We start from the raw sequence: 25,054 nt of genomic DNA, 5'->3' as shown, positions 1-25,054 counted from the left end.
AAATCGGTAATTATGTTTACTATTTTATGTTCTGGTACTACTAAACTTCACCCAGTCTGCGGTAAGACTTAACGCTTTGTCTCTATCAATATATGTATATAAAGGGTATGAATTTTTAAATAGCCTCATTGAAACGAGCGAGTCAGTGGATGCATCTATCTGTACTTGGGACGCATTAATTTTACTTTTTTGTTTAAAAACAAGACCATTTGAATCTCTAAGTTTATCTTCAAATGCTGGAAACTTTGATACCGTCCACCTTAAAGGAAAACCAATTTTTTCTGTATTGTAAAGTTTCAACGCTAGTTTACGTAATTCTTTTGAAGTTAAAATTCCTTTTAGCTCTGACAATAGCAATTTAAATGTACCAACTTCAGTTGAGTGATTGTTACCAGGGTGATTATTTGTTAACGCTAATTTCTGATTAAATTGTTCGGTAAAGTAGCCATAAAAATGCTCATATGTCATTGAGTCATCGTCGTTTACAAAAAACACAGAATCATCAATAGTTGAATTATTTGCTAAGACTTGCAGAATAGCTGATATCACATTATCAATATAAACACTATTTGAGGGGCTTTTTGCCGAACTATTTGTTAGGACTACGCCGTTATTAATTGCCTGTTTCCCTGCCCCTACTTTAAATAATGGTGAAAATGGCCCATAAATTGTTGTTGGCCTAAGAATTGTTAGTTGTAAATTTTCTGTTTTTGCAAAGTTTAAAGCCAAGTTTTCGGCATCTAGTTTAGATTTGGCATATATATTTTGTGATGTACTGGGTTGGCAGTTTTGTTCAGTAATTTCCTTGCCATTATTTTCCATATTAATAACAGCTAAACTACTTAAATGAATGATTTTTTTAATGTTGTTTTGTTTGCACGCCGTTAAAAGGTTTTGCGTGCCATTGACCGTAGTTCTGTATATTAAGTCGTTATCACCATATGCTGTTCCTACCGCACAATGCACCACTGCATCACAGCCATTTAAAACGCGTGTAAGTTGCTCTGCATCATTCAAATCAAACTGGACCATATTCACGTTATATCTGGATATTCTTGTTGCATTGTTTGGGTTGTTAACGCCTGCATAAATTGTTATGTCGGTATTTTCAGCTAAAACTTCAACTAACCTACCACCAACAAATCCTGATGCCCCGGTAATAAATATTGAATTTATGTCAGTTAAACCTGGAACATCAAACAAGTTTGTTTGTGACCATGTGAATGATTGTTGGGCTTTTGACTGATAACATTCATCTATTATTTTAGCGGCAGGTAATACACTGCGACCTGATAGTTTGGCAGGCTGGGAGTTATTGATTGCATGAACAAAGTCGTCATGCTCTTTTGCGAAAGTTTCAAACCACTCTTCTTTAACATCAAGTGCATTAGCGGCTTCATATTCAACTACAACGTCAGCTCTTGGCGATTGACTTTTACTCAATGGTTCAATTTTAACCTTAAATCTTTCTCCAACACTCAATCTCAAAGTGGCATTATCGCAATATATAATTAAATCACCACCTAAGCTGCGAATCCTTGAAAGCATTAAACTACCTTCAATAGTTCTCTCTGGGGATTCAAATTCAAGCTGAAGTTGACAATCAGTTTCAATGCCACTTAATGCATCATCTTTATAACTGAGTAGTTTTATTTTTTCTCCGAATAAGTAACATAGCCAGTCTAGTGCATGAGGTCCGAGGTCCATCAATACACCACCTCCAGCTAGTTCTTTTTTCATATTGCCCAGTGAGCTTGCAGACCAGCTATAAAAGTCGCCCCAGTTAAAACAAAAACTTTTAACTGCTCCCCAAGTGTTATTGTCAATAATATTTTTGAGTAAAGATAAGCTAGGGTATAGCCGACGATATAAAGATACGCTTAAAATCAACTCTTTACTTTCTGCCAATAAAACCAGCTCTTCAGCTTCTTTGTGGCTAAATGCAATTGGTTTCTCGACTAATACATGTTTATTTTTTTGAAGTAAATCTTTGGTAATTGCATAATGAAAAGCAACAGGAGTTGCCACAATCGCACAGGAATAACTAGACGTATCAATATCTGAAACATCACTATAAACATTTAGCTCTGGATAAGCCTTTTCAATTAACTTAGTCGTTTGAGGTGATTTATCTACAACGCCTACAACATTAAAATCTGATCTTCCCATCAATATAGGTAAATGCCATTGCTGAGTGATAGCCCCAGCGCCAATAATAATTACCTGAGCACGACTGTTATTTGAAGTTTGCATGTTAATGATATCTACATCCATATAATAAGTAGGTGTTATAATACCTAAAAAAAGTAGCATTTCGCAATTTACTTTATTAGGGAATTAGGGAGGTTTTAGGTATTTATCAATCTAGCTAAAAAAGAGGATGCGATTATTTGAGTCTGAATATTTTAGTTAACACAAAAGCTTTTATGAAGGTTTTCCAAAATTTAATGTTTAAGGGGGTCAGTCTAATGCCTTTCATATACGATTTTATTGCATCATTTCTAAGCCCATTTTGCCATTGCAGAGAGTAACCTAACTTCCAAAACCAATCGCTTGCTAATCGTTCTTGAAGTGCTTTTCTTTCAATTGCATTTAAATTGGGAATGTATTTTGGGGTTAGCTCATAACTAACAATAAGTTGTTTCATTACATCTATCCGCTTACTAATATTAGACTCTGAGAGGTTGGTATCACTAATATTTTCAGAATGTACCATGTACAAAACATGAATATCATCAATGAATGCTAGTTTAAAGCCACTTTTTAAGGCCATTGCTATAAATAGTCTGTCTTCGCCAATTCTCATATCTGGCAACTGCATTTCTTTAAAAACATTATTTCGTAAAACAGAGTTTTGAAACCCACTATCAATACCATGAGTGATTTGGAGTTCAGTGGCTCTGTCATCATCTATAATATGTAATTTACCATCTGAACGAGTTTTAAGTGTGAAAAGTGGATTAGGGACCCGGTTATGATAAAAAGTACTATCTAGTAACACCTCATTAGTGTCATACAAACGCCTTTGGCATGCAGCATAAACCCAACTTACATCTTTATGCTGCAACATTACGTTGATACAGTTACTTAGATGATGTGGTAACCAGTAATCGTCGCTGTCAAAAAAGGCAATAAAATCTCCGCTAGCTTCTTGTATTCCTCTATTTCTGGCAACAGCAGGCCCTCCATTTTTTTGGGAAATGATCTTAACGGGATTAGAAACTGCGCTTTTTAGCCTATTAAGCAAGTTAATTGAATCATCGGAACTACCATCATCAACAATGATCAGCTCCCAATTTGCATATGATTGCTCTTCAATTGATTTAAATGCTGTAACTAAGAATTTTTCACGATTATAAGTAGGAAGAATAATGCTGACTAAATTCACTTAACAGGCTCTCCAAAAAATGTCACTAATTTAAAATATGAATACCAACTAAGTGCCAAACAAACATAACTACTATTTATGTTTCCAATAAATATGGTCAAAAAAATGAGTTAAACTTTGTTGAGTTTATTGTACCCTGACTGTTAATAAACAATTATTAAATGAACGTATTTATTTAAAATGGAAAAAATATTTTTTGCTCACAGTGTAAATGTTATCGGAGGCGCCGAACGGGTTACACTTGCCATTATCAGTGGTATCAAACCCAATTGTCAAACGGTAATGCTAGCACCTAAAGGAAACGAATTGGGCAATGCTGCAGAACTTGCAGGAGCATCATTTGTTGCTATTGATGCTAATCAGCCTGATAAATCTAAACCATTTAGTTATATAAAGCAGTTTTGGCAATATTATTGTATTTTTAAAAAACATAAACCGAAACTAGTACACACAGGTGACCTTTTGGCATTAAGAAGCTTACAACCCATTTGTAAATTTCTTAATATTCCAATGATATGTCATGTGCATTTTCCATATGAAGAGTCATTTATGAATTGGACTCTTAAAAATAGGTATGCCCCCAGGACTTTTATTTTTTGTAGCAATGAATTAAAACTGCACTTGCTTGATACGTTGACAGTTTTGTGCCCAAACAGTGCCATGGAAGTTATTCATAATGGTGTGGATACGACTGTATTCAAACCACTTGATACTCATCGTAGCCTGATCCCCCGAATTGGTATTATTGCGAATTTACAATATAGAAAAGGGCATGATGATTTTTTAAATATGGCTAAAATTTTGATTGAGCAAGGTATTGATGCTCAATTTGATATTATTGGTGGCGATATTTTGCAAGAGCCAAGAGAGCCCTATTTAAAACAAAAAGCCAAAGAGTTAGGTATTAGCGGTAAAGTGATCTTTCATGGGCAACTGCCTGATGTTAAAGCTGAGCTGCAGAAACTAGATATTGTTGTGTGTGCATCCCATGAAGAAGCATTCCCCATCTCAATTTTAGAGGCAATGGCCTGCGGTAAAGCTATTGTGTCAACTAATGTTAATGGTATACCTGAAGCTCTTACTCATGATGAAACTGCATTATTAGTGAACCCACATGATCCGCAGAGCTTAGCCATGTGTGTTAATCAACTACTTGTCTCACCTGAGAAAGTGACGATGTTGTCAAATAATGCCAGAGAAAAAGTATTACAAAACTTTAGCTCTGAAGTTTTTATAAAAAAAATAAAACAGTTATATGGAGAGTCTTGATGAAATAGACCTTACAATTTTGAGTATTTTTAAGTGCGATAAAAAAAACCAAAATAAATACAGTAATAAAGTCGTTTGTTTAAGCTTAATCTGATAAAAATCTTTACAAAAAATATCTTTGAAGGAATTGGCTTTAAACCAGCGTTCATACAAAGATAATATTTCCTTTTTTTGATTTATACCTAGTATTTCATTTAACAAAATTCGGATGATTTTTTCTTCTCGACACCTATTAAATACTTTATCTTTAGTATTGTGAACTCTTGTTACATCCCCATGAATACGAAAATAATTTAGCTCTTTAGCAACAAAGCCTATATTGCCATTTTTGATCATTTCAATCCAAAAAAGCCAATCCCCACAAATTCTCATATTTTTTGCAATGGCAAATAGATCGATTTTTTTTGCACTATCAGTTCTAAAAATGGCGGCACTAGCATTAGGGAGGACATTTTTTACTTTCATATAATCTAATATAAAGTCATTACCTTCTAGACTAAAAGAATTTCTCCAAATGTTAGGGGTAAAATTAGATGTATACGATAATCGGTTGGAAAGTATTTCACTCTTTTCATTTATATCAAAAGATTGAGAATAGATGACATCCATTTTTTCCTTATGAATTTGCTGAAAATTAATTAAATCTTCGAGAAATGTTAGCTCCGCAATGTCATCAGATTCAGCAAGCCAGATAAACTCTCCATTGGCTAGGTTTATTCCTTTATCCCATTGTTTAAAAGTTGAGCCAGAATTTTTATTGTTTACAATAAAATGAGTAACACTTTTATTTAGTGCGTATTCTTTAAGTAGAATTTCACTCTTATCGCTAGAACTATCATCAAGAAGAATAACCTCGATATTCTTATATGATTGAGAAAATACACTATCTAACCTTTCTTTCAAAAATTTAGAGTGATTGTAGTTAGGAACTATGACTGTAATTAGAGGACTGTTGCTTGAATTATTATTATTGATAGTCATATTAATGCCGAATAAATAGATATATTTTTATCTAACGGTAGTTTACTCGTAAACTTAGCATATATCTTGATTACAGTGTCAGTAATTTTGATCTTCCCCCGATATCGTAGACACTCAGCTAGCTTCAGAATATGTATTTTCATATTCATTAGGGGGTACATGACCAAGATGGCTATGTAGTCTTATCCTATTGTAAAACACTTCAATATAATCAAACAAATCTGCTCTTGCATCACTTCGACTTGCGTACACTTTTCGCTTTACCCGTTCAGTCTTGAGCGAGTGGAAGAAGCTTTCTGCGACTGCATTATCAAGGCAATGTCCTCTGCGACTCATACTTGGTATCAAGTTGTGGGCAGCTAAGAAATCCCGATAGTCACCGCTGGCATATTGGCTACCTTGATCGCTATGTACAATCACGTCTTTTGCTTTAGGTCTTCGCCATACCGCCATAAGTAGCGCTTTAATCACAATGTCTGACGTCATGGTCTGCTGCATTGACCAACCAATCACTTTGCGTGAGAACAAATCCAATACGACGGCCAGATACAACCACCCTTCATAGGTTTTGATGTATGTTATATCTGCTACCCAAGCAGTGTCAGGCTCGCACACAACAAATTGCTGTTGTAGATGGTTATCTGCTGCAATATGAGGCTTAGAAGACTTGAAGTAGCGCCGTTTATAGCCAATATTAGCTTTGAGCTTGGCTTGCTTCATCAACTTAGCAACACGGTTCTCACCACACGTTTCGCCTTGCCGCTTAAGCTCATGTGTAATTCTTGGGCTACCATACACACCACCACTTTGAACGTAGCTTGCTTTAATACGCTCAAGTAACGTCTCGTTTTCCAGTGCAGTTTTCGACAAAGGCTGCTTCAACCAAGCGTAAAAACCACTACGATGCACATTCAGCACCTTACACATAGTGTTAACATGATAAATATCGAGTCGTGATTTTATGAACGTGTACTTTTCTTTGACTCGCTTGCAAAGTACACGGCGGCCTCCTTTAGGATGTTGCGCTCTTCTGGCAGCCGCTTAACTTCTGCTTTAAGTTTACGTATTTCATCTTGCTCTGCTGATTGACTGGCAGGTACTTTGGCCTTACTCACCCATAAATAGAGTGACTTATCCGATATACCTAGTCGTTTGGCAACATCAGGCACGGAATGGCCTTTTTCGACTACTTGGCGAACGGCTTCTTGTTTAAATTCATTAGGATATTTTTTATTCATAACACTTTTTACCTTACTTCGGTTTCTAAGTAAAAAGTGTCTACAAAGTTAGGGGAAGATCATTTGTGTCTTTAGATTAGGCTGAGATAATTCAATGTTTATAATTTTTATTTGTTTTGAGACGCAGGTAATTTTACTGTGACAAATGCCGACCACCGCACACTTTTCTATAAGCTATTCCACATAATATTTACAACGTTGATAGATTTTTCATATACATATCTGACTTCGGTTCAGAAAGTGATGCGTATAAAATAAAGTCTCTATCATAAATCTGACGTAACAAAGTAAGGCTATATTCATTTAAATCTGGAAATGAAGCACCATGACCAATCGTTTTATTTGCATGTAGAACTTGCTTTGCTTGTATCCCTAAAAAATCAGCTAAGTCAGTATCAAAATTTTCAAAAGATAATAAATTATTTACCATGCAGATATCATCGTCAGATAAAATGTATTCCGATTGAGTTTGAAAATGAAAATAAGACATGATTTTATTTTTAAATGAGACGTTGTCCAATGCTTTAATAAACTCATTTATATCGTTGTAGGGCTTTACATAACGCCTTCCAATTTCAGAGTCAATTGCATTTCTGCCACCGTGATGCAAATAATTGTATGCGGATAAAAATCGATCATAAGGGTTGCGAATAATACAAAACTTATTCCAATGAATATATTCCTTTGGGGCCATCGCATATAGCTCGTACCACTTTCTATGTTTAACAGATTTAGTTTTATAAATAAGTTTTTCTACAGTGGTCCCCCCATTTTTGGGTATATGTATAAAACAATATCCAGTGTCACTGAGTGTACTCGAAAGCGTTTTGTCTTTATTCGGTTGCGATTCTTTATTAAGTGATTCAAATGACTTAAATCGATATTCTAACTTTCGAATCACAATTTTTATTGATTTATATACCATTTTCATAGCGATATGACCTTTAACCAAAGTTTTACAGATACGGCGAGTTGAGCAATTTACACCTGTTTTAAGTAGGATTTATTGCTAATTATCTTCAAAAAGTACAATTAGAATAATTAGGTTTTAAAGCTAACTCTAGTTGTTGATAAGCTATTTTTTGATTAAATTCATTTTGAATTATAGATCGTGCTCTATTTTGAATTAACCCAAGTTCACTTTGCATTATAGTCATAATTTTTTCTGCAATTTGTAATGAATTGCTCTCATCGACTAAAAAGCCAGATTCATTATCTGTAATTAATTCGGGAATACCGCTGTGATAAGTTGATAAGCATATAACACCTTTAGCCATGGCTTCCATTAATGAGACAGGCACACCTTCTTTATCTCCGTTTGGTGCGGTAACGCTGGGGAGTAAGAATATGTCAGAATTTTCTAGAAGGGAGTTAATCTCTTGATGCTCTTTAAAGCCTAGTAAATGGACTTTGTTAGTTAATTGATGTTTTTCAATGAGTTTATAATGCTTTTCTAACAAAGGGCCAGTGCCTACAATGTTATAAATAAAATCAACACCTTGTCTGTTAAGTTCGGCCATGGCTTCAATTGCATACTCAATACCTTTTTTTTCTGTATGGCGCGCAACTGTCAGAATATTAATAGGTGTGCTCAATTCTTCTTTCGGTTTGAAAGAAAATTTTGATATATCAACCCCCATTCTATTCACCAAAATTTTTTCATCAGGGCAACCAAACTCAATTAATTTTTCTTTCCAATAGTGGCTTATAGGCAGGGCGAGCATATCGATTTTAAATAAACGCTTATAGTCGGGTAAATATTTGTCAATAAAATCATATCTTGACATATCATAGCCATGAAATACTGCATGGATTTTACCTTTAAGTACGCCTAGTTCTGTTAATTTCATGGCCATAACAGCGTTAGGTCCAAAATGAGCAATAATGGCATCGGCAGATATTTTAGGTGCGTGCTGCATGATTGTCGCTAGTTCTTCTACTCCGCGTTTTTTATGCTTAAGGCCATCATATAGGTAATGACGAAAAACTTTATTACCGAGTGATTTTATTACGTCAAATAGACTTAATATGTTTGCCTTAATCCCATGTCCATAATTAGCTGAAATCAATTGCACTTTATCCATTAATTTATAATGACTAACTGATTTTGATTGAGCTTGATCATTTATTGCAAGCGTTATAATGCTTACATCAAAGCCTCTATCAATAAGTCCAATGATTTGATCAATAATAAAAGTTTCAGAATAAACTGGGAATTCTCTAACAAAAAATACTATTTTCATGTGTTTGAATCGCTTGTTTTAGTATTGTTACGAAGGCCGCCATTTTTCAGATCTAATATTTTTATAGCAGTTATAAGCGAGTTTAATTAGTTTGATTTTTATGCCTAGTAATATATTACTCAATGTTGGTTTAGCGTTAATTTGCGTGTAGTTCTGTTTCTTATCTTTGAACTTTCGATCAAGGTTATGTTTTTCTTGTATCGTTTGCCAAACTAGTTGACGTGTCTCTGTATTTTGTAGTTTATCAATTTCACGTAGTTGATTTTGTTTGGTTTTATCTCTGGGGTTTATGCAGGATATTTCATCAATAATAGCAATTTTATTATGCATGGTATCTTGCTTTGAAAGTATTTCGGAGTACCAAAGATCTACGCCCCAGCCAATAAGAATTGGATCATAGATGGCCATGAATTCTGCTAATTTACCTTTTTGAAATAGTGGGCAGGTGACTTCTACAAAATTAACATAACGTAACTTGCTAAAAGCATGTGTTTCGGTGATGCTAAAACTGACTTTTCCTCTTCTATCGAATGCTGGTTGTAAAAGCCACAGATCTAATTCTTGTTGTGTATTAAAAAGCTGACTAATATCAGAACCACTAAAAATCAAGTCATCATCCATGATCATAACTGCATCATAATGACTTATTATTTCATTCCATTTTTGATAACAATAATGGAAATTAGGGAATTTCCCACCTTTTTTAGCAATATAATAGTCGGCATTATCTTTAAATTTATTATCTTCATCGCCATAGTAACTGACCCATAAATCAAAGTTGCGTTCACCTTTTAACCAATGCATTAAATTAGAGTTGATACCAGCAGAGGTAAAGACTAGATATTTTTTTTGAGGCTGCTGAGGTTTTTTTATTAGGTTAATCATTGTTTTCCTACACTTTTTCTGCTGTTTTATCAGTTTTGGCCCAACCTATACGAGAAGTCGTTTTGGCAATGAATTCTTTACATTTCTCCATTAATGTTGCTTTGCGATCTGGTATATCAAAGCTCTTGATACCAAACTCATTTAACATTGCTGCAGTAATGGGTACTCCATCGCTTCCGCCTGTTTTTCCTGAATGGTTTTCTCCAGTGTCAAGTATCCAACAAATGGCTTTAAATGGGATGGGGATTATTTTCTCTTGAAGCCTATGAAAAAAACCTAATTGACGTCTATGGTCACCTAACAAATAAAGTAAGCCGAACCCATCTATATTTTCGATTATTTGATCTTGGGATAATATTTGGTTTAATGTGCCAGTATAACCTATTAAGTTAAGTAGTTTATGGTAGTTGTATATATAAGTACTACCGCAGTATCGACATAATCCATGTTTACGTGTGCTCTTTTTCTCTGCAAGATTGACTAAATAACCTGTGTCGACATGCCAATAATCTACTTCTGGATTAGAATTCACAAACTCGACAACGTCACGACTAACCCAGTCATCAGCATCAATGATAAATACTTTACTTGGATTATATTGATGTATCCATGCTAAGCCCGCCGCTAGTTTTGTGCCTTTATCTTTAAGTACGCTTTCAAAAGAAAGTTTACTGCCAGCACCTTCACCTGGGGGCTCAAAATCGACTGCTAGAAACTCAACTTTACTTGTGTCGACTTTAATGTCGGGTATTTCGTTGCAAACAATCAAAAATTTGTAACTGTGTTGCGTTTTTTGACTACAAACAGATTCAATTGTGTTCTTTAGTAAATTTAATACTGACTGATAGTTTTTAGCATTACTGGGGTGCCTTAATGTAGTAATAAAATAAAACATATTGAGTGTGCCTATATCTTTTTTGATTTAAACGGTTTGCTTTCTAAGGTTTTGATTATGACTTTTCTGCAAATATTCCATATATAAGCCCACTCTCTACTCATATTCCTCAGAATCATAACTTGAATAATCAAGCTTAAAAAATAAATTATGCCGAATGAGGCAGTAGTAATAATAAATTGAATTATCTCTCCCTGGTCTAATATTATATGCCGCGTTGTATATGAAGCTATGTATGCAGAAATAGCAACGGGTAATATACATAAAAAACACTGTAATAAGTTATTTACAGAGGTGTATCTTATTGTCACGTATATAAATACAAGTAGCGCCATTAATAGTTCAATTGCTATTTTTGATGTAGAAAAAACAAGGATTTCGTCAAAGTTCTGGGTGAGTAAATAACCATATAAACCGATAAAAGATAATATTTCAAAGTAAAAAATTTGTTTGGTTTTTGCGTGAATAATTAGTACACGTAACGCGTGCTGTTGGACTAAAATGGTAAAAATTGAAATGCAAAATATAGCAAATAATTTTGAATATTCGATCCAATTGTCACCTAATATGATGTGGGTCACTAATGCATGGTTATAGTAAATAAATAGACATGCTGGAATTGCTAAACACAAAGGCACAATCAAACTTACATTATATTGCTGTGAAAAGTACGCCTTTGTATCTTTAATTTTGGCTAATTGCACAAGTAATGGCTCAGTAGCTGGGCCTATTAAGAAGGTGGTTGGCATCGATGCTAAATATTTCATTGTATGGTATGAGCCAAGCGCGGCCTTGTCGAAAAATGAACCAACTAAAAAGGTATCAAGCTGTGAGCGGCAATACCCCAATATAGACTGTAATAGAAACCAACTTGAAAACTTCCATTGCTCTTTAAAGTTAACTAAACATAACCTAGGCCTATGTGGGTGAATTATATAACCACTTATAACACCTGTTAACGACATAGAGTATTGGGCTATTACTAAGGCCCAGTAATTTTGAAAGTATATTGCAGCGGGAATAACTATTACCACAGAAATGACCTTGCTAATGATACTCGCTTTGACGATGGGTAAATAATTTTGTTCTCTTTTTAATAAAACAGTCCCTGGATTTCCTACAGAGCGTAAAAGCCACATTGTAGCGTAAACACAGAGAACAGGAATGAGTCGAGGGTCTTCAAAATATGCAGCAACCAAGGGGGAACTAACGGCTAATATTAATGCAAATACGATAGTAGATATTAATCCAATGGTCCATGAAGTATTGATCATATCTTTGTTAATATCTTTTGAACGCATCAAGTACGCTCCTGCCCCAAACTCCTTCATGGCCTCTAATAGGCCCATTGTCATTAAGGCAATAGCAATGATCCCAAAATCTTCAGGCATCAATAGGCGCGCTAACACTAATGTACTAACAAGTCCGACTAATTTTCTTAATATGGTTTCAAAACTTAATAAAAAACTACTGGAAAGTGTTTTTTTTAAACTACTCAAAGTGAATTGCCTTGTATGATTCAATCGGGAATGTAAACATCATTTTGCCGCTTTTAAAATAAGTCTTTTAAGGCGTTTTTTTACCATGAACTTCTTGATAAATGATAATGAGATCGTTTCTTGCTCGAAGTTTTTATCTAGTTGTAAATTTATGTCTTTCATTGATTCTGGCCAGTCATTAAAGTTAAGCTGGTCTAAATAGCGCTCTTGTAATTTACCTAGCTCGTAACGGGCAATTCGGCTTAGGTATAAGTTTATATCAGCCCATGAAAAAACAGATAAATTATCAAATAAATATCCCGTTCCCTCAAGGTAAGTTACTCGGTTTGGTAGGTTTTTGTTACCAAAAGTTAAGTCCGTATTAACTGCTTTGGTCAAGAATGAATCAATCCAGTTTAACCCTTTAGGGAGGTGAAAACTGGTATTTTGTAAGCGCTCTATAAAGCGGTGTCTTAAACCATAAAGGTTTCCAAAAAAACAAGCGCGTTCAATAACTAAGCTTTCATAATATGCTTTATTTCTGCCTGTTAAAGGCATACCTGCTATCGTCACAGTGTCTTGAGGAGACTGCGTTAGATGCTCGGCCATTAGATCAAAGCATCTATCTGAAAATTTGACATCGGCATCTACAAAAAAATGTACGTCAGCATATTCTGCTAGGTTATGGATATAATGATTCCAAGCGTTGCATTTATCGCCAATGCTCAGCTCTATTATTTCTAGTTCAGTAAACCCTTCATTTAACTTAACTTGTTCGGCAATTTTAGCAGTATTGTCAGTACAGCCGTTTGCAATGAGATAGAATTTATTAAGTTGTGCAGATTTTTGCTGCTGAATACTTAAAATGGAGTTTTTAATATTTTTTTCTTCATTGTAAGCAAACATAACGATTGAGTAAGTTAATTTATTATTCATGTGGTCCATTCTAGCTTGCACTTTTAATTATCATGCCGTTACTATTTCTTATTTTATTACCTTGGGTATCATGGCTATGGTTTTCTGTAGTGTGTGTAAGCAGTTGTTTAAAAATAAATAATTTGGCTAAATTTAGCATTAAAATAAAATAAAATGCTTCGAAAATAATCAAATCTAAAAATAACGCTGAAATAAAATAAGCGAATAATGCAGCGGAGCATGCTTTATTTAAATAATCTAGTAGAGGGTAATTTTGAATATTATTTTTAACACAATATTTGAAATTTTTATATTGTAACCAAAATAGGTATAGAAAAAATAAGCCTACCGGCAGCCCTGTATTGGCAGCAAAATTGAGAAAAGTATTGTGCGCCACATGCACTGACTCTCCTGGATACAGAGTGTTTGACGCCATTTGAAAGCGTTGTGGCCCCGCACCTAATAATGGGAAGTTTCCGACCAGTTTTTTTCCGACGCTCCAAGAAATCAACCTTGGATTTAGCGGCTCATCACCACCTTGTTGTGCTTGAGCCGCTGTTTCACTAGAGCGATTCAGCATCGCTCCTCCTTGATATGCAAGAGCTACAACAAAACCAAAGGTAATGATTAATTTGAACGATTTAACATATTTAAATTGTGTAGCTGAATCATCAGATTTTTTATTATTCGATAATACTTTTAATATTGCCATAGTAGTAAAGAGTATCGCTAGCATCGCTCCCCTTGAGCCAAATAGAAATAATGAATGCCACAATAATGGCAGTACTCCAATACAACTTAATTTGATGTAAATATTTTTGCAATAAAAAAAGCCTAATAATATAAAGGGCATGCCCATGACGATTAAACTTGATAAAGCATTTTGGTCGCCAATTGAAGTACCACTAGGAGGGTTTAATCTGCCACCTGTAAACATATCCCAGCGGCTGTCTAAATACATGCTATTGGCCCAATACACATAATAAACAGTAATTAGAGCAAACATGGTAGCCATATAGAGCAGCGACTTTTTATAATGTTCTACATTACTCAATAAGCCTAACCCTACAAAATACATAATGAAAATAGTGTTAAAAGCGTCTAGTACTATTTCTGCTCGTACACCAGCAAAATATACCGGGTATGGGCTAAAAATTTCTGATAAATGAATAAGTATCCACATAGCTAATAAAACAAAATTTTGTTTATTGCGATAAATACTGGCATCTAACTTTTTTGTGGATATTGCTATTAAAAAAGCAACAATAGAAAAAATGGCTAAAAATTTAGAAACCGCAAAATCTGGAAATGTCCATGGCCAAATGTATTTAGGTTGCATAATTCCATTGGCGTAATATATCACGGCCGTAAGCCACGGGAGTGTTACTATTGATACGAAAGATATGGAAAATATCATGTAAAGCAATATTTTAAACATGACTTATTCCTTTACTGTTCTTAAATTGTTTAAAAGAAGTGGTGTTTTAGTATTATTAACACACCTTAAATTGTGTGTAATTCTACTATTGATGAATAAAGTATTATTCATCTTTTTAAAGCCAACTTTTGATATATAAGACTAAACTTTTGATTCATAATTTTTTCCTCAAAAAGTTTATAGAACATCTCTTTGCCGGTTGAACCTTGTATTTTTAATAATTCAGGAGAACAAAGAAGTGTTTGAATTGCTTTAGAGAATTCCGCTTCATTATCATTTGATGTGACCAATCCATTTTTATTATGAAAAATAATTTCAGGGTTTCCTCCTGCATCAGTGACTACACAAGGTTTTCCAATTGACATAGCTTCAAGCAGTGTCATAGATGTACCTTCACTTAGTGATGATAATAAAAATAAATCCATTAAGGCAATATGATGCACAGGTTTTTGTTCATATCCTGTTAAAATTACATTATTTTTGATGTTTAAGTTTTCGATGCACTTTTCAATATTCTCACGCTCTTCTCCGTCACCAACAATTAGTAATGTACAATTAGGTTGCTGGGTTAAAATGTTAGCAAATGCGTTTAACATCATGGAGTGGTTTTTTATAGGGTCAAAACGAGCTACTGTGCCCAGTACAGTATGGTTTTCGGGAATATTTAGTTTCTTACGTAATATGTTTACTTTATATTCATCAAACTCAATAGGTGCTATTCCGTTATAAATGATCTCTATGTCTTGCGCTGGTATGTTCTCATATTCAATTAATGCTTGTTTTGTTGCTCTAGATATTGCGGTCACCTGATGGGTGAATATATTTAATATGGGATTAATTAATTTTCGCTTCCAAGTACTTGAGTCTGGATAAAAACGCCCATGCTCTGTAAATATGACTTTAGTACCGGTTAAAGCAGCTGCAATAACTCCATAAACCCAAGGCGTGTACTGATGACAGTGAATAATATCTATGTTGTTCGCTTTTATTGTTCGGCGAATTGCTGATATTAATGAGGTATCAAAACCAGGTTTGCGCTTGAGCGTTTCAATTTTTATCCCATTACTAAGCAACTCTTGTGCAAATGGCCCAAGAGGTGATTCAATACATAAAACTGACATTTCAAATTGTTTTTTGTTAGCACCATCAATTAGGTTTTTAATTACCATTTCGGTACCACCTATGCGCATATCATAGGTAATGTGCATAATTTTAGTTTTCATGCTCATCCCTTTGAGAGTCTAAAATATTAGATAAGAATATTTCCAATTCTACTCCAACTTCTTTTGCGAAATCGTTTGTAATATGGTGACTATCTTTATACAGAAGGTGATTATCTTTTTGAGAAATACAGGTGTTTTTAGGGCAGTATAACTGAATTGGTCTAAATACCAGTTTTTGCCATTTTGTTGGGATAATTGAGAAGAAATCAGATGTTTGATGATTGTATTCTGCGAGCGAAATTGTTTGTTGCTCGTAATCTAATCCTAGTGTTTTGACTCTAAGGTATTCAAGTGGAACGCTCTTTGTAAATCTTGGAGGCTGACTGATAAATAAGAATTTAATACTCTTTTCTTCAAAACGAGAGTGCAAATTATTTATATTTCTTTTTAAGCGTTCGGTTAGAGAATCATCTGATTTAGTATCTTCAAGTGTATTTATTAACCCCCAGTTTAAATAGTTGTTAAATGCTCCAACTATAATTACAAGGTTGTAGTCACTATCTAGTAAGTGTTGAATAATTTTATCATTGTAACCCTTACAATTCGTCCTACCATTATTTCGCTCAACATTTTGAATTGGTGGACAGCCTGTATTATTAGAATATTTAATGTCATAGGAGTTATTAAAATTATCAAAAGCAGGCATTAACGCACTGCCGTGACTGTCACCCCAAACAAATATCTTTTTATTAGTTGGGCTTTTACTACTCATCTCGCAGTATTCTAGCTCCCCTTGTTGTTTCATTTTATTCGTACATGATGCTCTATTGGGTTCTGGTTCAATTGCCGCGATAAATTGGTGATTGATACTTCCGTCTCTGTCGACAATATAATTGTTGCCTACGTACTTTAGCAAAAGTGTTGTAATTAAAAGTAGTGAAAATAAGCTGAAAATTATTTGTAATAGTTTTTTATTAGAGAATAAATTTTTATTTCTGGTTGGTGTCTCAATGTATCTGTAGGTCAAAATTGAAAATATGAATGAAATTAATAAAGTTAAAATTGGTACAAAAAAAGCAGTCTCAGTTGAAAAAATCCAATTCTGAATGACAATCAAAGGCCAATGCCATAGATATAACGAGTATGAAATTAAACCAATAAAAACAATTTGCTTTTGATTTAAAATCCAATTTGCAAAACCTATATTCCTATTTGAAAAAATAATTAAACCTGCGCCTAAAACAGGTACCAGCGCATTATAAGATGGGAATGAGGTGTTTTCATCAAACATAAAAACAGAGTATAAAATTAAGACCAATCCAAGTTCTTTTAAGTATTTTAGTTTTCTAAGAGAATGATCTGGAAATTGGTATATTATAAAAGCTAGTAATGAGCCTACACCTAGTTCATATAGTCGAGGTGGTAATAGGTAAAAGGCTGCATATGATACATCTGATGGAGCGTAAATAATGGCCAATGAGATGGAGCATAAGATCAATGCAATTATCAATAATAATTGTAGTTTTATTGAAGATGTTATTTTGAAGAGTAATAATAAAAATATCGGAAATAGGAAATAGAATTGCTCCTCAACACTTAAACTCCAGGTATGAAGAAGTGGGTTTAACTCTAATACATGACTTGTGAAGTACCCACCTTGTTGCCAAAATAATATATTTGAGGAAAAAAAGCTTGATGCAAGTATTGCATTCAATATTTTTTGAAAATAAATATTGGGGTAAATAAATAAGAATACAAATAAACAAAAAGTATAAATGGTTAATGCCATTGGCAATAGGCGTCGTATTCTTCTTAAGAAAAAATTGGAAAATTTAAATGAATTTTCTTTTATTTCTTTGATGATAATTAATGATATCAAGTAGCCACTCAATACAAAAAATATATCAACGCCAACATAACCTCCAGATACAAAATTATAGCCTTGGTGAAAAAGAATTACGGGTAAAATAGCAATTGCTCTTAAGCCATCAAGATCATTCCTATACTTAATTAAATTACTCATTATTTTTTATTCTTTTATTAGTGTTGAGTTACGTGCAGAAGATACTTCGAAATTATCTCGCATATTCATGATCGGCCTTTCTAGAAGGCGATAAAGAAACTCAGAGGCGAAGCAAGATATAAAAAAAGCTATAGCTAGATACACAAGAAAATGTTGTTCAATAATTATTTTTTTACATAATGCTAAAGCTTCAGGATGCAGTAGATAAATAGCATATGAACGTGTGGAAATGTAATAAATAATGCTATTAATAGATTTATTGAAGGTAATATGGGTTTTATTTGCCCACAATATCCAACAGCCAAAAATGAAGGCTAATCCTAATTTGCTTGGATCGGTAATATATTCAGATGGATACCAACGAAAGTAATAAAAACTTAGATATACTAATAATGTTATTAATGCTAATGGACCCGCAGCGTTTAATAGCTTTTTCCAAAATTCGGGGTGGTTATAGTATATATTTGCTAGCAGTACGCCCATTACACAACAGTCCCACCTGACATGGGTTTCTTTCAAGTCCCCATACCAGTTTAATTCTCTAAATACAGTTGGTAAAAGCATTAATATAACCAAAATAATAGTACGATTATGTTTATTTGTTTTTGTTAGCAATACAATAAGTGGTGCTATCAATAAATAAAATTGTTCTTCTACACATAATGACCAACTTACTGTGAATAAACTTATAGTTTGTTGATAATTTTGAAGAAAAAATAAATGTTCTATAGGAAAATCTACATTGTCTTTGGTTAAATACTGTTGTGCAATAGTTAGCGCTAAAACCGCATAATAGGCAGGTAGTGTGCGCATCCACCGTCTTATCCAAAAGCGTTTAACATCAATGCCACCAAAATTTTTTACTTCTTTAAAAAGTTGATAACCGATTAGCCAGCCTGATAAGACAAAAAATAAATCAACCCCGGTTCCGCCAAACCGCAAGGGAAATAAATGATCAGGGGAGCCAAAACTTAGAACCGTATGACCGGTAAATACCATTAATATTGCTATTGCTCTTAGTAGATCTAATGAAACATTTCTATTGTCCATTCGGGATCTCGTTAGATGTCATATATCTAAACCACCACATTTGGAACATTAACATGCTCCATAATACAGTTGAGTGGTCAGCTTTTGACTCTTGATGTTGTTGCCAAAGGTTTTCCACTACTTCCATATTAAAAAATTGTTGAATGCCGTTGGACTTAGTAAATAGGTATTCTTCGGCCAGCTCTTTAATTTCACCACGTAGCCAAGCGGCTAGGGGCACAGAAAATCCCATTTTTTTACGGTATAAAATATCGTGGGGTAATACGGGTTTAAAGGCTTCTTTAAGAATGTACTTTTTCTCGCCGTTATTAAATTTTAATGAAGAGGGCAGGGTGGCTGAGAACTCTACTACTTCTTTGTCTAACAAAGGTGCTCTGACTTCTAGAGAGTTGGCCATACTCATTCTATCTACCTTGACTAATATACCGCCGGGCAGGTAGGTTTTCATGTCTGTGTATAATATTTTTGACAAGTGGTCTGTGCCATCCGCTTTGTTGTATGTGTCTACTGTAATGCTTGAAGGATGGTAACTACCTAATTTATCTAGTGTTTCTTGATTGGCTAACTTGCTCCATAATCTGTCTTCAATTTGTGAGTTAGTGACATAAAAGCCCATGGCAGGGTCGAGGCTCAGGCTATGAAAAAGGGATTTGGCTTTACGAAATACCGCTAGCTCGCTTTTAGCAAATAAGTTAGCTAATGACGGGAATAGCTTTTTTCTTAATATAGCTGGAAACTTACTACGTAAACGGTTTTCAATGTCGTCGGTAGTATATTTTTCATAACCGGCAAAAACTTCATCACCACCATCACCTGCTATGGCTACTGTGACTTCAGAGCGGGCAAGTTCAGAAACAAAATATGTAGGCACCAGTGAAGGGTCTGCAAATGGTTCATCAAAAAATGAGACTATATGTTCTAAGTTATCTTTAACATTTTGGTGAACGGTAAACTCAAAGTGTTCTGTTTTATATTTATCTGCCACCACTTGGGCGAATTCGGTTTCATTATATTTCTTGTCGTCAAAGCCAATGGAGCAGGTTTTAACTGGGGTATCGGAATTAAGGGCCATCATGGCCACTACTCCACTTGAATCAATACCACCACTTAAAAAAGCCCCTAGTGGTACGTCACTGACCATACGGTCTTTGGTTTTTTCGGTGGCAAGTGCGTATAGCTCTTCTGTTAGCTCTTTTTCGCCTTTATTGCTTATATTGGCAAAGCTCACATCCCAATATTGTTCTATCCGAGTTTCGTCGGCAGAGACCATCATAAAATGTCCCGGAGGCAGTTTATGCATATACGTGAATATGGTTTTAGGATCGGGAATGTATTGATAGGCAAAAAAGTCGTGAACTGCATCTAATCGAATATCTTTAGGAATATTGGGCAGTGTTAATAGCGCTTTTATTTCTGATGCGAAAGCAAACTGCTTGTCAGTTTGTAAATAATAAAGGGGCTTTTTACCCATTCTATCCCGAGCAATCATCAGGTTTTTATCTACCGTATCCCATAGGGCAAAAGTAAACATGCCATTTAGCTGCGCAAGCATCTTTTCGCCCTTGGATGCATATAATGCCAAAATTACTTCGGTATCTGTATGAGTTTTAAATGGATAGCCAGCAGCACTTAATTCTTCTCGTAATGCTAGGTAATTGTATATTTCACCATTAAATACAATGATATATCGACCGTCATGGGAGGCCATGGGCTGAACCCCTGCTTCGGACAAATCAATGATAGCTAATCGACGGTGGGCTAAACCTACACAGTCATCAATATATTCTCCGCCAGCATCTGGGCCGCGATGATAAATGCTATCGCCCATTGCTTTTAGGGTTTGCTTATCTCCCATATTCCCTAAAAAGTGAGTAAAACCGGCAATTCCGCACATTATGAATGATTCCTGTCTTTTGGTTAAATCTGTCTTACAGACTTATATGTTTACGTATTTGGGGCCCCAGCGATGTGGTAATACCCAGAGGTAATTTTGCCCATATATTTTCAACTAATGGTCTAATTTTACCTGGAGTTTGTTCAGCTAAATTTTCATCTTTATCAGTTGCTTCTTGCCCTTGGTCAGCTAAGTCAGACCAGAGTAGTGGCATAGGTTTAGCCCCCCACTGTTGTTTAAATTTGAAGGTGCCTTCACCAAAAGATGAACGGCCGAAGTCAAATTCTTTACAACCTAAATCACAAGCATGTTTAAGCAGTGACCAATATAGCATCATATTAGGCGCAAGCTTATTGTAATCAGCCACAGTAGATGCCCAAGGAATCGCCACTTTATTCTGATTACGAATGACAATACCAGCACCAATGGCAATATCATCTGTATATACAACCGATAGAAAGATATTGTCACCATAGTTTTGAAACAGAGTCTCAAACCATTGTTTGGCGTGTACTGGAGAGCCCAGTTTACGCATATTGATAGAAAATATTTTATAAAAATCATCTATTTGTTGTTGGCTACTAGCGATAGTAAAAGTGAGCCCATTCTTTTCTGACTTGCGAACTTGGCTACGCAACTTGGACTTAAAACCAGCCATTAATTCGTCGGCAGTATTAGGTAATGGCAATAACATCCGTACTTTTGCATTTTCTGCAATTAAGTCGGTAAATTCTTGCTTGCTATCTCGATATTCAAATATTTGACCACCGATTTTTTTTAGCTCGGCCATTGCATGCTGCTGCATTATTTGTAACACATCATTATTGTCAGCTAAGGCATAACCTAAATCGCAAAAAGGTAAAGCGCAGAATTTAGCTTTTCCTAAAGGAGCTTGCATTTTTATACAGGGTAATATGCCAACAACTTTATCTTGTTCATAGGCAAGCAAACTAACATTAGTATGTTGATACGCTTGTTCCACCGATTTCATCCAGGCAAACCTATGATAAGGAGTCGCTAATGGATGATTTTCTACGTATTTTTCCCAAGCACTTTCTAATGCGTTGGATGCATGAACAATCTTATACTTCATTTTGTTTGTTTCGCTGTTGTGATTGCATTTTTTGTGCTGCTTCTGAAATGGTGCAAAACTCAATTTCGTAATGAGCTTTTAAATGATTTATTACTTGCTCAATGCTGTGACAAATATGATTAAATGCATTGTCTTGTCCCAGTAAGTTATTGTTATTATTTAATAAACTAGAACTATGCATATACATATGAATGACGGGGTAACCTTTTTGGATAACCATATCGCAAAGGTTTATCATATCTCTCACAGATGACAGTTCAGGGCACAAATAGTTTTTTCTGAGCAAACCTGTATGCCAAGCCAAACCATTAAAACGTGTCCATTTTAAGTTCGAGCGAGTAAACATCGTGTGGATAGTATTGGCTAATTCGAAGTTATGTTGATTAAAGCCTACAGTGACAGGAATTTCGTACATTTTATTTTGGCTTGATGTTTTTAATGGGTCACTCAAATCTGGCCAATAAGGAGTAGCAGGTGAGCCTAAACAACTAAAATATTCATTTTCGTAGTAGGGGTAAACACTTGAATCCACGTTAAAACCTGCTTGTAACAGTAAGTTCATAACCTTGCCATCAATTCCCCAGCGACCCGTTCTAAAAGACTTAGGTGCAACACCTGTAGTCGTTTTAATTTTGTCCACCAGAGCTGTTAGTTTTTTTTCTACTTCATCAATTGGCAGATTTATAACATGAGATTCTGCTTCTCCAACATGCTCAAAATAAGGAGGGTTACACCAAGGGTGCAAGTGAGCCCCTATTTCACAATTATCTTGAGCCTTTACTCGACATATATTTTCAATCGATTCTTTGGTTTCTAATACGGCATAATCAACAAAATAGGTGGGACGGATGCCTAAACCTGTAATAAGGTTATGAAATTCAGGGATATGTACAATATTTTGTATGTCAGCCTGTTTTTGCGGGAATGGTCCTGACCAATCCCATTCTTCTTCTGTATCAATTGATAATACAAATAATATTGGCTTGTTTTCCTTTACTGCCTGCGTCATTAGTTATGGCCTACACACGTTTTAAATAATGCTGTGTACTCTGTTGCCATGCGGTTAGCAGAATAATGTTCATATACATATTCTTTAGCATTAGCAGCCAGTCTTGTCGCTTCAGCAGGGTTAAATAGTATCGTTTGCCAATGTGCTTCTAATCTTTCTTTATCACCGAGTTCTGCTAGTAATCCAGTATCATTATGTTGAATGATTTGATCAATGCCTGGTATGTCGTAAGCTGCAACAGGAATATTTGCTGCTGCGGCTTCCATCAAACAGCGAGGAATACCTTCTAAAGTCGATGTCATGGCAAATAAGTCGAAGGATTTTAATAGCTCGAGTCTGTCGTCTCTAAAGCCTAAAAATTCTATATGAGAATTACTTTTCAGTGTACTGGCATATTTTTCTAGCTCTTGTCGAGCATCGCCGTCTCCCAATAAAACCAAACGAGTATTTGAGTGTTTTGCATGTAAGCTATCAAATACATCGAGTAAATCAAAAATGTTTTTGCGGCTTATCATTTGCCCAACAAAACCAATGCGTTTTTCTGCTGGAGCTTGCCTCTCAGGAATTGGAGTTTGCTCAACCTCCGAAAGGTCTACACCATTTTGTATATAGATGGTTTTTGCCGATTTCACGCCCATGCGTTTGCAATCAGATAATAATTGCTGGGATAGAGGCACAACATAATGGCCAAATTTCATCGCTTGGCAACCTAGCCAAATAAATGTTCTTAGTTTGATGTCTTTGGCGTTTTCGAATCCATGAGGAGTAACAATACACTTTATTCCCGCTTTTTTGGCTGCTAGTACACCAATGATGTCAGATTTGTAACCATGGGTATGAATGATATCTATTTGATTTTTTTTGATGAGCTCGACCAGTTTATTTATGGCTGATAAATCAAATTTGTTTTTCATGGCAACAGTATGACTGACAAGGCCAAGTTTTTTATATTCTTTGACTATCTCTAGTTCTTTCTGTTCTGGCTCCATAGTAACTGCTAACTCACAATTGACTGTGTTAACATCTAAATGTTTAGCTAAAGCTAATATCCAGCGCTCTGCGCCATAAAATCCTGTCGGGCAAATAAATTGTAATACATTGATTTTTTTTGACATTTTTACAACTAGCCCTATTTAACTGTAATGGTTTTAAATAATCCAACAAAAGTGCCTAAGGCTCTTGCTGGAAAATAATAACTGTAAAATAACAATATATCGATGAGTGATACATCACTTTTAGCTATACGCCAGAGTCTTAATGTATACGCTAGAACGGGGATCGCGGCTAGGCATAAAAAAATAACAGACCAATGCGCTAAACCACTGACTAATAAAATGCAGGATAATAATAAACAAGCAAAAATAGCGGGTGGCACGATAAGGCTTGGCCATTCTCTTAATGGGATATCTCTGCCTTTTAACGATTGTAAATTTGATTGGCCTCGCCAAATTTCTTTGGAGAACATAGCACCTAATTCTTTGTCTTCACCCAGATGAATATAATTGGCGGTAGATGAATAAAATAGCGAGCCTAATTTAGCCGCTTTGTCGGTAAAATAGTAATCTTCACATGTGACTAAGTGTTCCGGAAACCCGCCAATTTTATGAAATGACTCTTTGCTCATAAATAGGTTTCTACCGGGTAAAAAGTTTACATCTACATCCACATCTACATTACTCAGATGAGTTCTAATTTTTTCTAGTCTAGGTGCTTGTTGTTGGCAAATTTGTACGGCACTGGTGATGATTCTTTGTGGGGTGTGACAAAGTTCATCTATCATGCCGTTTATCCAGTTTGAAGATAGATATATGTCTGCATCTAAAAAGGCAAGATACTCACCTGATGAGTTTTGTACGCCATAGTTCCGTAATGCGGATATAGTGTCTGATTCAGGGCGAACTAACACAGTTAATTTTACTTTAAGTGTTGGCAGTTCTATATCAGTAATAGTGGGGGTTTGACTGACCACTATGATTTCAATTTCAGACAAGTCAAAATCCTGTTGATTTACAGACTCTATAGTCTGTAACAACATTTCAAACCTTCCCTTATGGGGAATGATAAAAGACACCTTTGCCAAGTTTAGATTTCC

20 protein-coding genes are annotated in these 25,054 nt (G+C 35.0%); 1 reads left to right on the top strand and 19 read right to left on the bottom strand.

The genetic code is table 11. The features are described 5' to 3' along the window. Window positions 1-24 precede the first annotated feature (24 nt). Together GQR87_RS17775 and GQR87_RS17770 are read right to left on the bottom strand one after the other, a co-directional pair. On the bottom strand, window positions 25-2,313 hold the full coding sequence (locus GQR87_RS17775) for an NAD-dependent epimerase/dehydratase family protein (RefSeq protein WP_158971670.1): 2,289 nt from the start codon (window positions 2,311-2,313) through the stop codon (window positions 25-27). Window positions 2,314-2,386: 73 nt separating this feature from the next. Further along, window positions 2,387-3,388: a glycosyltransferase family A protein gene (locus GQR87_RS17770; protein ID WP_158971668.1), complete on the bottom strand. Its 1,002-nt coding sequence runs from the start codon at window positions 3,386-3,388 to the stop codon at window positions 2,387-2,389. A 180-nt stretch (window positions 3,389-3,568) separates the two neighbouring features. On the opposite strand from GQR87_RS17770, the gene GQR87_RS17765 reads away from it, so the two are divergent. Next, a complete protein-coding gene (locus GQR87_RS17765; RefSeq protein WP_158971666.1) occupies window positions 3,569-4,657 on the top strand; it encodes a glycosyltransferase in 1,089 nt (362 codons plus the stop codon). Here the strand turns inward: GQR87_RS17765 and GQR87_RS17760 are convergent. The 17 genes from GQR87_RS17760 to GQR87_RS17680 all read right to left on the bottom strand — a co-directional run bounded on the left by GQR87_RS17760 (window position 4,640) and on the right by GQR87_RS17680 (window position 25,042). Next, entirely contained in the window at window positions 4,640-5,638 is a 999-nt protein-coding gene (locus GQR87_RS17760) for a glycosyltransferase (RefSeq protein ID WP_158971664.1), read from the bottom strand. The two genes, GQR87_RS17765 and GQR87_RS17760, sit on opposite strands and share 18 nt — an antisense overlap. Window positions 5,639-5,752: 114 nt before the next feature. Then, a protein-coding gene (locus GQR87_RS17755) for an IS3 family transposase (protein WP_158971662.1) occupies window positions 5,753-6,876 on the bottom strand; the annotation gives its coding sequence in 2 pieces (ribosomal slippage) (window positions 5,753-6,645 and window positions 6,645-6,876; 1,125 coding nt in all). 190 nt (window positions 6,877-7,066) lie between these two features. Then, window positions 7,067-7,777, bottom strand: a complete 711-nt coding sequence (locus tag GQR87_RS17750; RefSeq protein ID WP_158971660.1) for a sulfotransferase family 2 domain-containing protein — start codon at window positions 7,775-7,777, stop codon at window positions 7,067-7,069. A gap of 118 nt (window positions 7,778-7,895) precedes the next feature. Then, window positions 7,896-9,119: a glycosyltransferase gene (locus GQR87_RS17745; protein WP_158971658.1), complete on the bottom strand. Its 1,224-nt coding sequence runs from the start codon at window positions 9,117-9,119 to the stop codon at window positions 7,896-7,898. 27 nt (window positions 9,120-9,146) lie between these two features. Then, complete coding sequence (locus tag GQR87_RS17740; RefSeq protein ID WP_158971656.1) at window positions 9,147-10,004, bottom strand: hypothetical protein; 858 nt, start codon at window positions 10,002-10,004, stop codon at window positions 9,147-9,149. Window positions 10,005-10,011: 7 nt separating this feature from the next. After that, window positions 10,012-10,899, bottom strand: coding sequence for a hypothetical protein (locus tag GQR87_RS17735; RefSeq protein ID WP_158971654.1), 888 nt, complete (start codon window positions 10,897-10,899; stop codon window positions 10,012-10,014). Between the two features lie 11 nt (window positions 10,900-10,910). Beyond that, window positions 10,911-12,398 carry an oligosaccharide flippase family protein gene (locus GQR87_RS17730; protein WP_158971652.1) on the bottom strand — a complete coding sequence of 496 codons (1,488 nt, stop codon included), beginning with the start codon at window positions 12,396-12,398 and terminating at the stop codon, window positions 10,911-10,913. A gap of 39 nt (window positions 12,399-12,437) precedes the next feature. Continuing rightward, window positions 12,438-13,313 carry a glycosyltransferase family A protein gene (locus GQR87_RS17725; RefSeq protein ID WP_158971650.1) on the bottom strand — a complete coding sequence of 292 codons (876 nt, stop codon included), beginning with the start codon at window positions 13,311-13,313 and terminating at the stop codon, window positions 12,438-12,440. Window positions 13,314-13,323: 10 nt separating this feature from the next. Then, a complete protein-coding gene (locus GQR87_RS17720) occupies window positions 13,324-14,631 on the bottom strand; it encodes an O-antigen ligase (protein WP_158971648.1) in 1,308 nt (435 codons plus the stop codon). 206 nt (window positions 14,632-14,837) lie between these two features. Next, complete coding sequence (locus GQR87_RS17715; RefSeq protein WP_158971646.1) at window positions 14,838-15,953, bottom strand: glycosyltransferase; 1,116 nt, start codon at window positions 15,951-15,953, stop codon at window positions 14,838-14,840. Beyond that, window positions 15,943-17,916 carry an acyltransferase family protein gene (locus GQR87_RS17710; RefSeq protein ID WP_158971645.1) on the bottom strand — a complete coding sequence of 658 codons (1,974 nt, stop codon included), beginning with the start codon at window positions 17,914-17,916 and terminating at the stop codon, window positions 15,943-15,945. The genes GQR87_RS17715 and GQR87_RS17710 overlap by 11 nt, the downstream gene beginning before the upstream one ends. 6 nt (window positions 17,917-17,922) lie before the next feature. Then, window positions 17,923-18,966: an acyltransferase gene (locus GQR87_RS17705; RefSeq protein ID WP_158971643.1), complete on the bottom strand. Its 1,044-nt coding sequence runs from the start codon at window positions 18,964-18,966 to the stop codon at window positions 17,923-17,925. Beyond that, window positions 18,956-20,860: an asparagine synthase (glutamine-hydrolyzing) gene (gene asnB / locus GQR87_RS17700; protein ID WP_158971641.1), complete on the bottom strand. Its 1,905-nt coding sequence runs from the start codon at window positions 20,858-20,860 to the stop codon at window positions 18,956-18,958. The genes GQR87_RS17705 and asnB overlap by 11 nt, the downstream gene beginning before the upstream one ends. 34 nt (window positions 20,861-20,894) lie before the next feature. Then, window positions 20,895-21,953 (bottom strand): FemAB family XrtA/PEP-CTERM system-associated protein, encoded by a 1,059-nt coding sequence (locus tag GQR87_RS17695; RefSeq protein WP_158971639.1) that lies wholly within the window; start codon window positions 21,951-21,953, stop codon window positions 20,895-20,897. Then, a complete protein-coding gene (locus GQR87_RS17690; protein ID WP_158971637.1) occupies window positions 21,943-22,962 on the bottom strand; it encodes a WalW protein in 1,020 nt (339 codons plus the stop codon). Before GQR87_RS17690 ends, GQR87_RS17695 begins: the two co-directional genes overlap by 11 nt. Then, window positions 22,962-24,077 carry a glycosyltransferase gene (locus GQR87_RS17685; RefSeq protein ID WP_158971635.1) on the bottom strand — a complete coding sequence of 372 codons (1,116 nt, stop codon included), beginning with the start codon at window positions 24,075-24,077 and terminating at the stop codon, window positions 22,962-22,964. The genes GQR87_RS17690 and GQR87_RS17685 overlap by 1 nt, the downstream gene beginning before the upstream one ends. A 14-nt stretch (window positions 24,078-24,091) precedes the next feature. Continuing rightward, window positions 24,092-25,042, bottom strand: a complete 951-nt coding sequence (locus tag GQR87_RS17680) for a glycosyltransferase family 2 protein (protein ID WP_255456450.1) — start codon at window positions 25,040-25,042, stop codon at window positions 24,092-24,094. Window positions 25,043-25,054: the final 12 nt, after the last annotated feature.

Origin of the sequence: Paraglaciecola sp. L3A3, assembly GCF_009796765.1 — a bacterium.
Classification (GTDB): Bacteria; Pseudomonadota; Gammaproteobacteria; order Enterobacterales; family Alteromonadaceae; genus Paraglaciecola.
This window is presented reverse-complemented; position numbering and strand designations above follow the sequence as displayed.

Excerpts from the sequence above, each read along its gene's own strand:
- GQR87_RS17765 (WP_158971666.1), top strand. The coding sequence starts at position 3,569 with ATGGAAAAAATATTTTTTGCTCACAGTGTAAATGTTATCGGAGGCGCC.
- GQR87_RS17710 (WP_158971645.1), bottom strand. The coding sequence starts at position 17,916 with ATGAGTAATTTAATTAAGTATAGGAATGATCTTGATGGCTTAAGAGCA.
- GQR87_RS17720 (WP_158971648.1), bottom strand. The coding sequence starts at position 14,631 with ATGCAACCTAAATACATTTGGCCATGGACATTTCCAGATTTTGCGGTT.
- GQR87_RS17760 (WP_158971664.1), bottom strand. The coding sequence starts at position 5,638 with ATGACTATCAATAATAATAATTCAAGCAACAGTCCTCTAATTACAGTC.
- GQR87_RS17775 (WP_158971670.1), bottom strand. The coding sequence starts at position 2,313 with ATGCTACTTTTTTTAGGTATTATAACACCTACTTATTATATGGATGTA.
- GQR87_RS17695 (WP_158971639.1), bottom strand. The coding sequence starts at position 21,953 with ATGAAGTATAAGATTGTTCATGCATCCAACGCATTAGAAAGTGCTTGG.
- GQR87_RS17705 (WP_158971643.1), bottom strand. The coding sequence starts at position 18,966 with ATGGACAATAGAAATGTTTCATTAGATCTACTAAGAGCAATAGCAATA.
- GQR87_RS17745 (WP_158971658.1), bottom strand. The coding sequence starts at position 9,119 with ATGAAAATAGTATTTTTTGTTAGAGAATTCCCAGTTTATTCTGAAACT.
- GQR87_RS17685 (WP_158971635.1), bottom strand. The coding sequence starts at position 24,077 with ATGTCAAAAAAAATCAATGTATTACAATTTATTTGCCCGACAGGATTT.
- GQR87_RS17715 (WP_158971646.1), bottom strand. The coding sequence starts at position 15,953 with ATGAAAACTAAAATTATGCACATTACCTATGATATGCGCATAGGTGGT.
- GQR87_RS17725 (WP_158971650.1), bottom strand. The coding sequence starts at position 13,313 with ATGAATAATAAATTAACTTACTCAATCGTTATGTTTGCTTACAATGAA.
- GQR87_RS17735 (WP_158971654.1), bottom strand. The coding sequence starts at position 10,899 with ATGTTTTATTTTATTACTACATTAAGGCACCCCAGTAATGCTAAAAAC.
- asnB (WP_158971641.1), bottom strand. The coding sequence starts at position 20,860 with ATGTGCGGAATTGCCGGTTTTACTCACTTTTTAGGGAATATGGGAGAT.
- GQR87_RS17740 (WP_158971656.1), bottom strand. The coding sequence starts at position 10,004 with ATGATTAACCTAATAAAAAAACCTCAGCAGCCTCAAAAAAAATATCTA.
- GQR87_RS17690 (WP_158971637.1), bottom strand. The coding sequence starts at position 22,962 with ATGACGCAGGCAGTAAAGGAAAACAAGCCAATATTATTTGTATTATCA.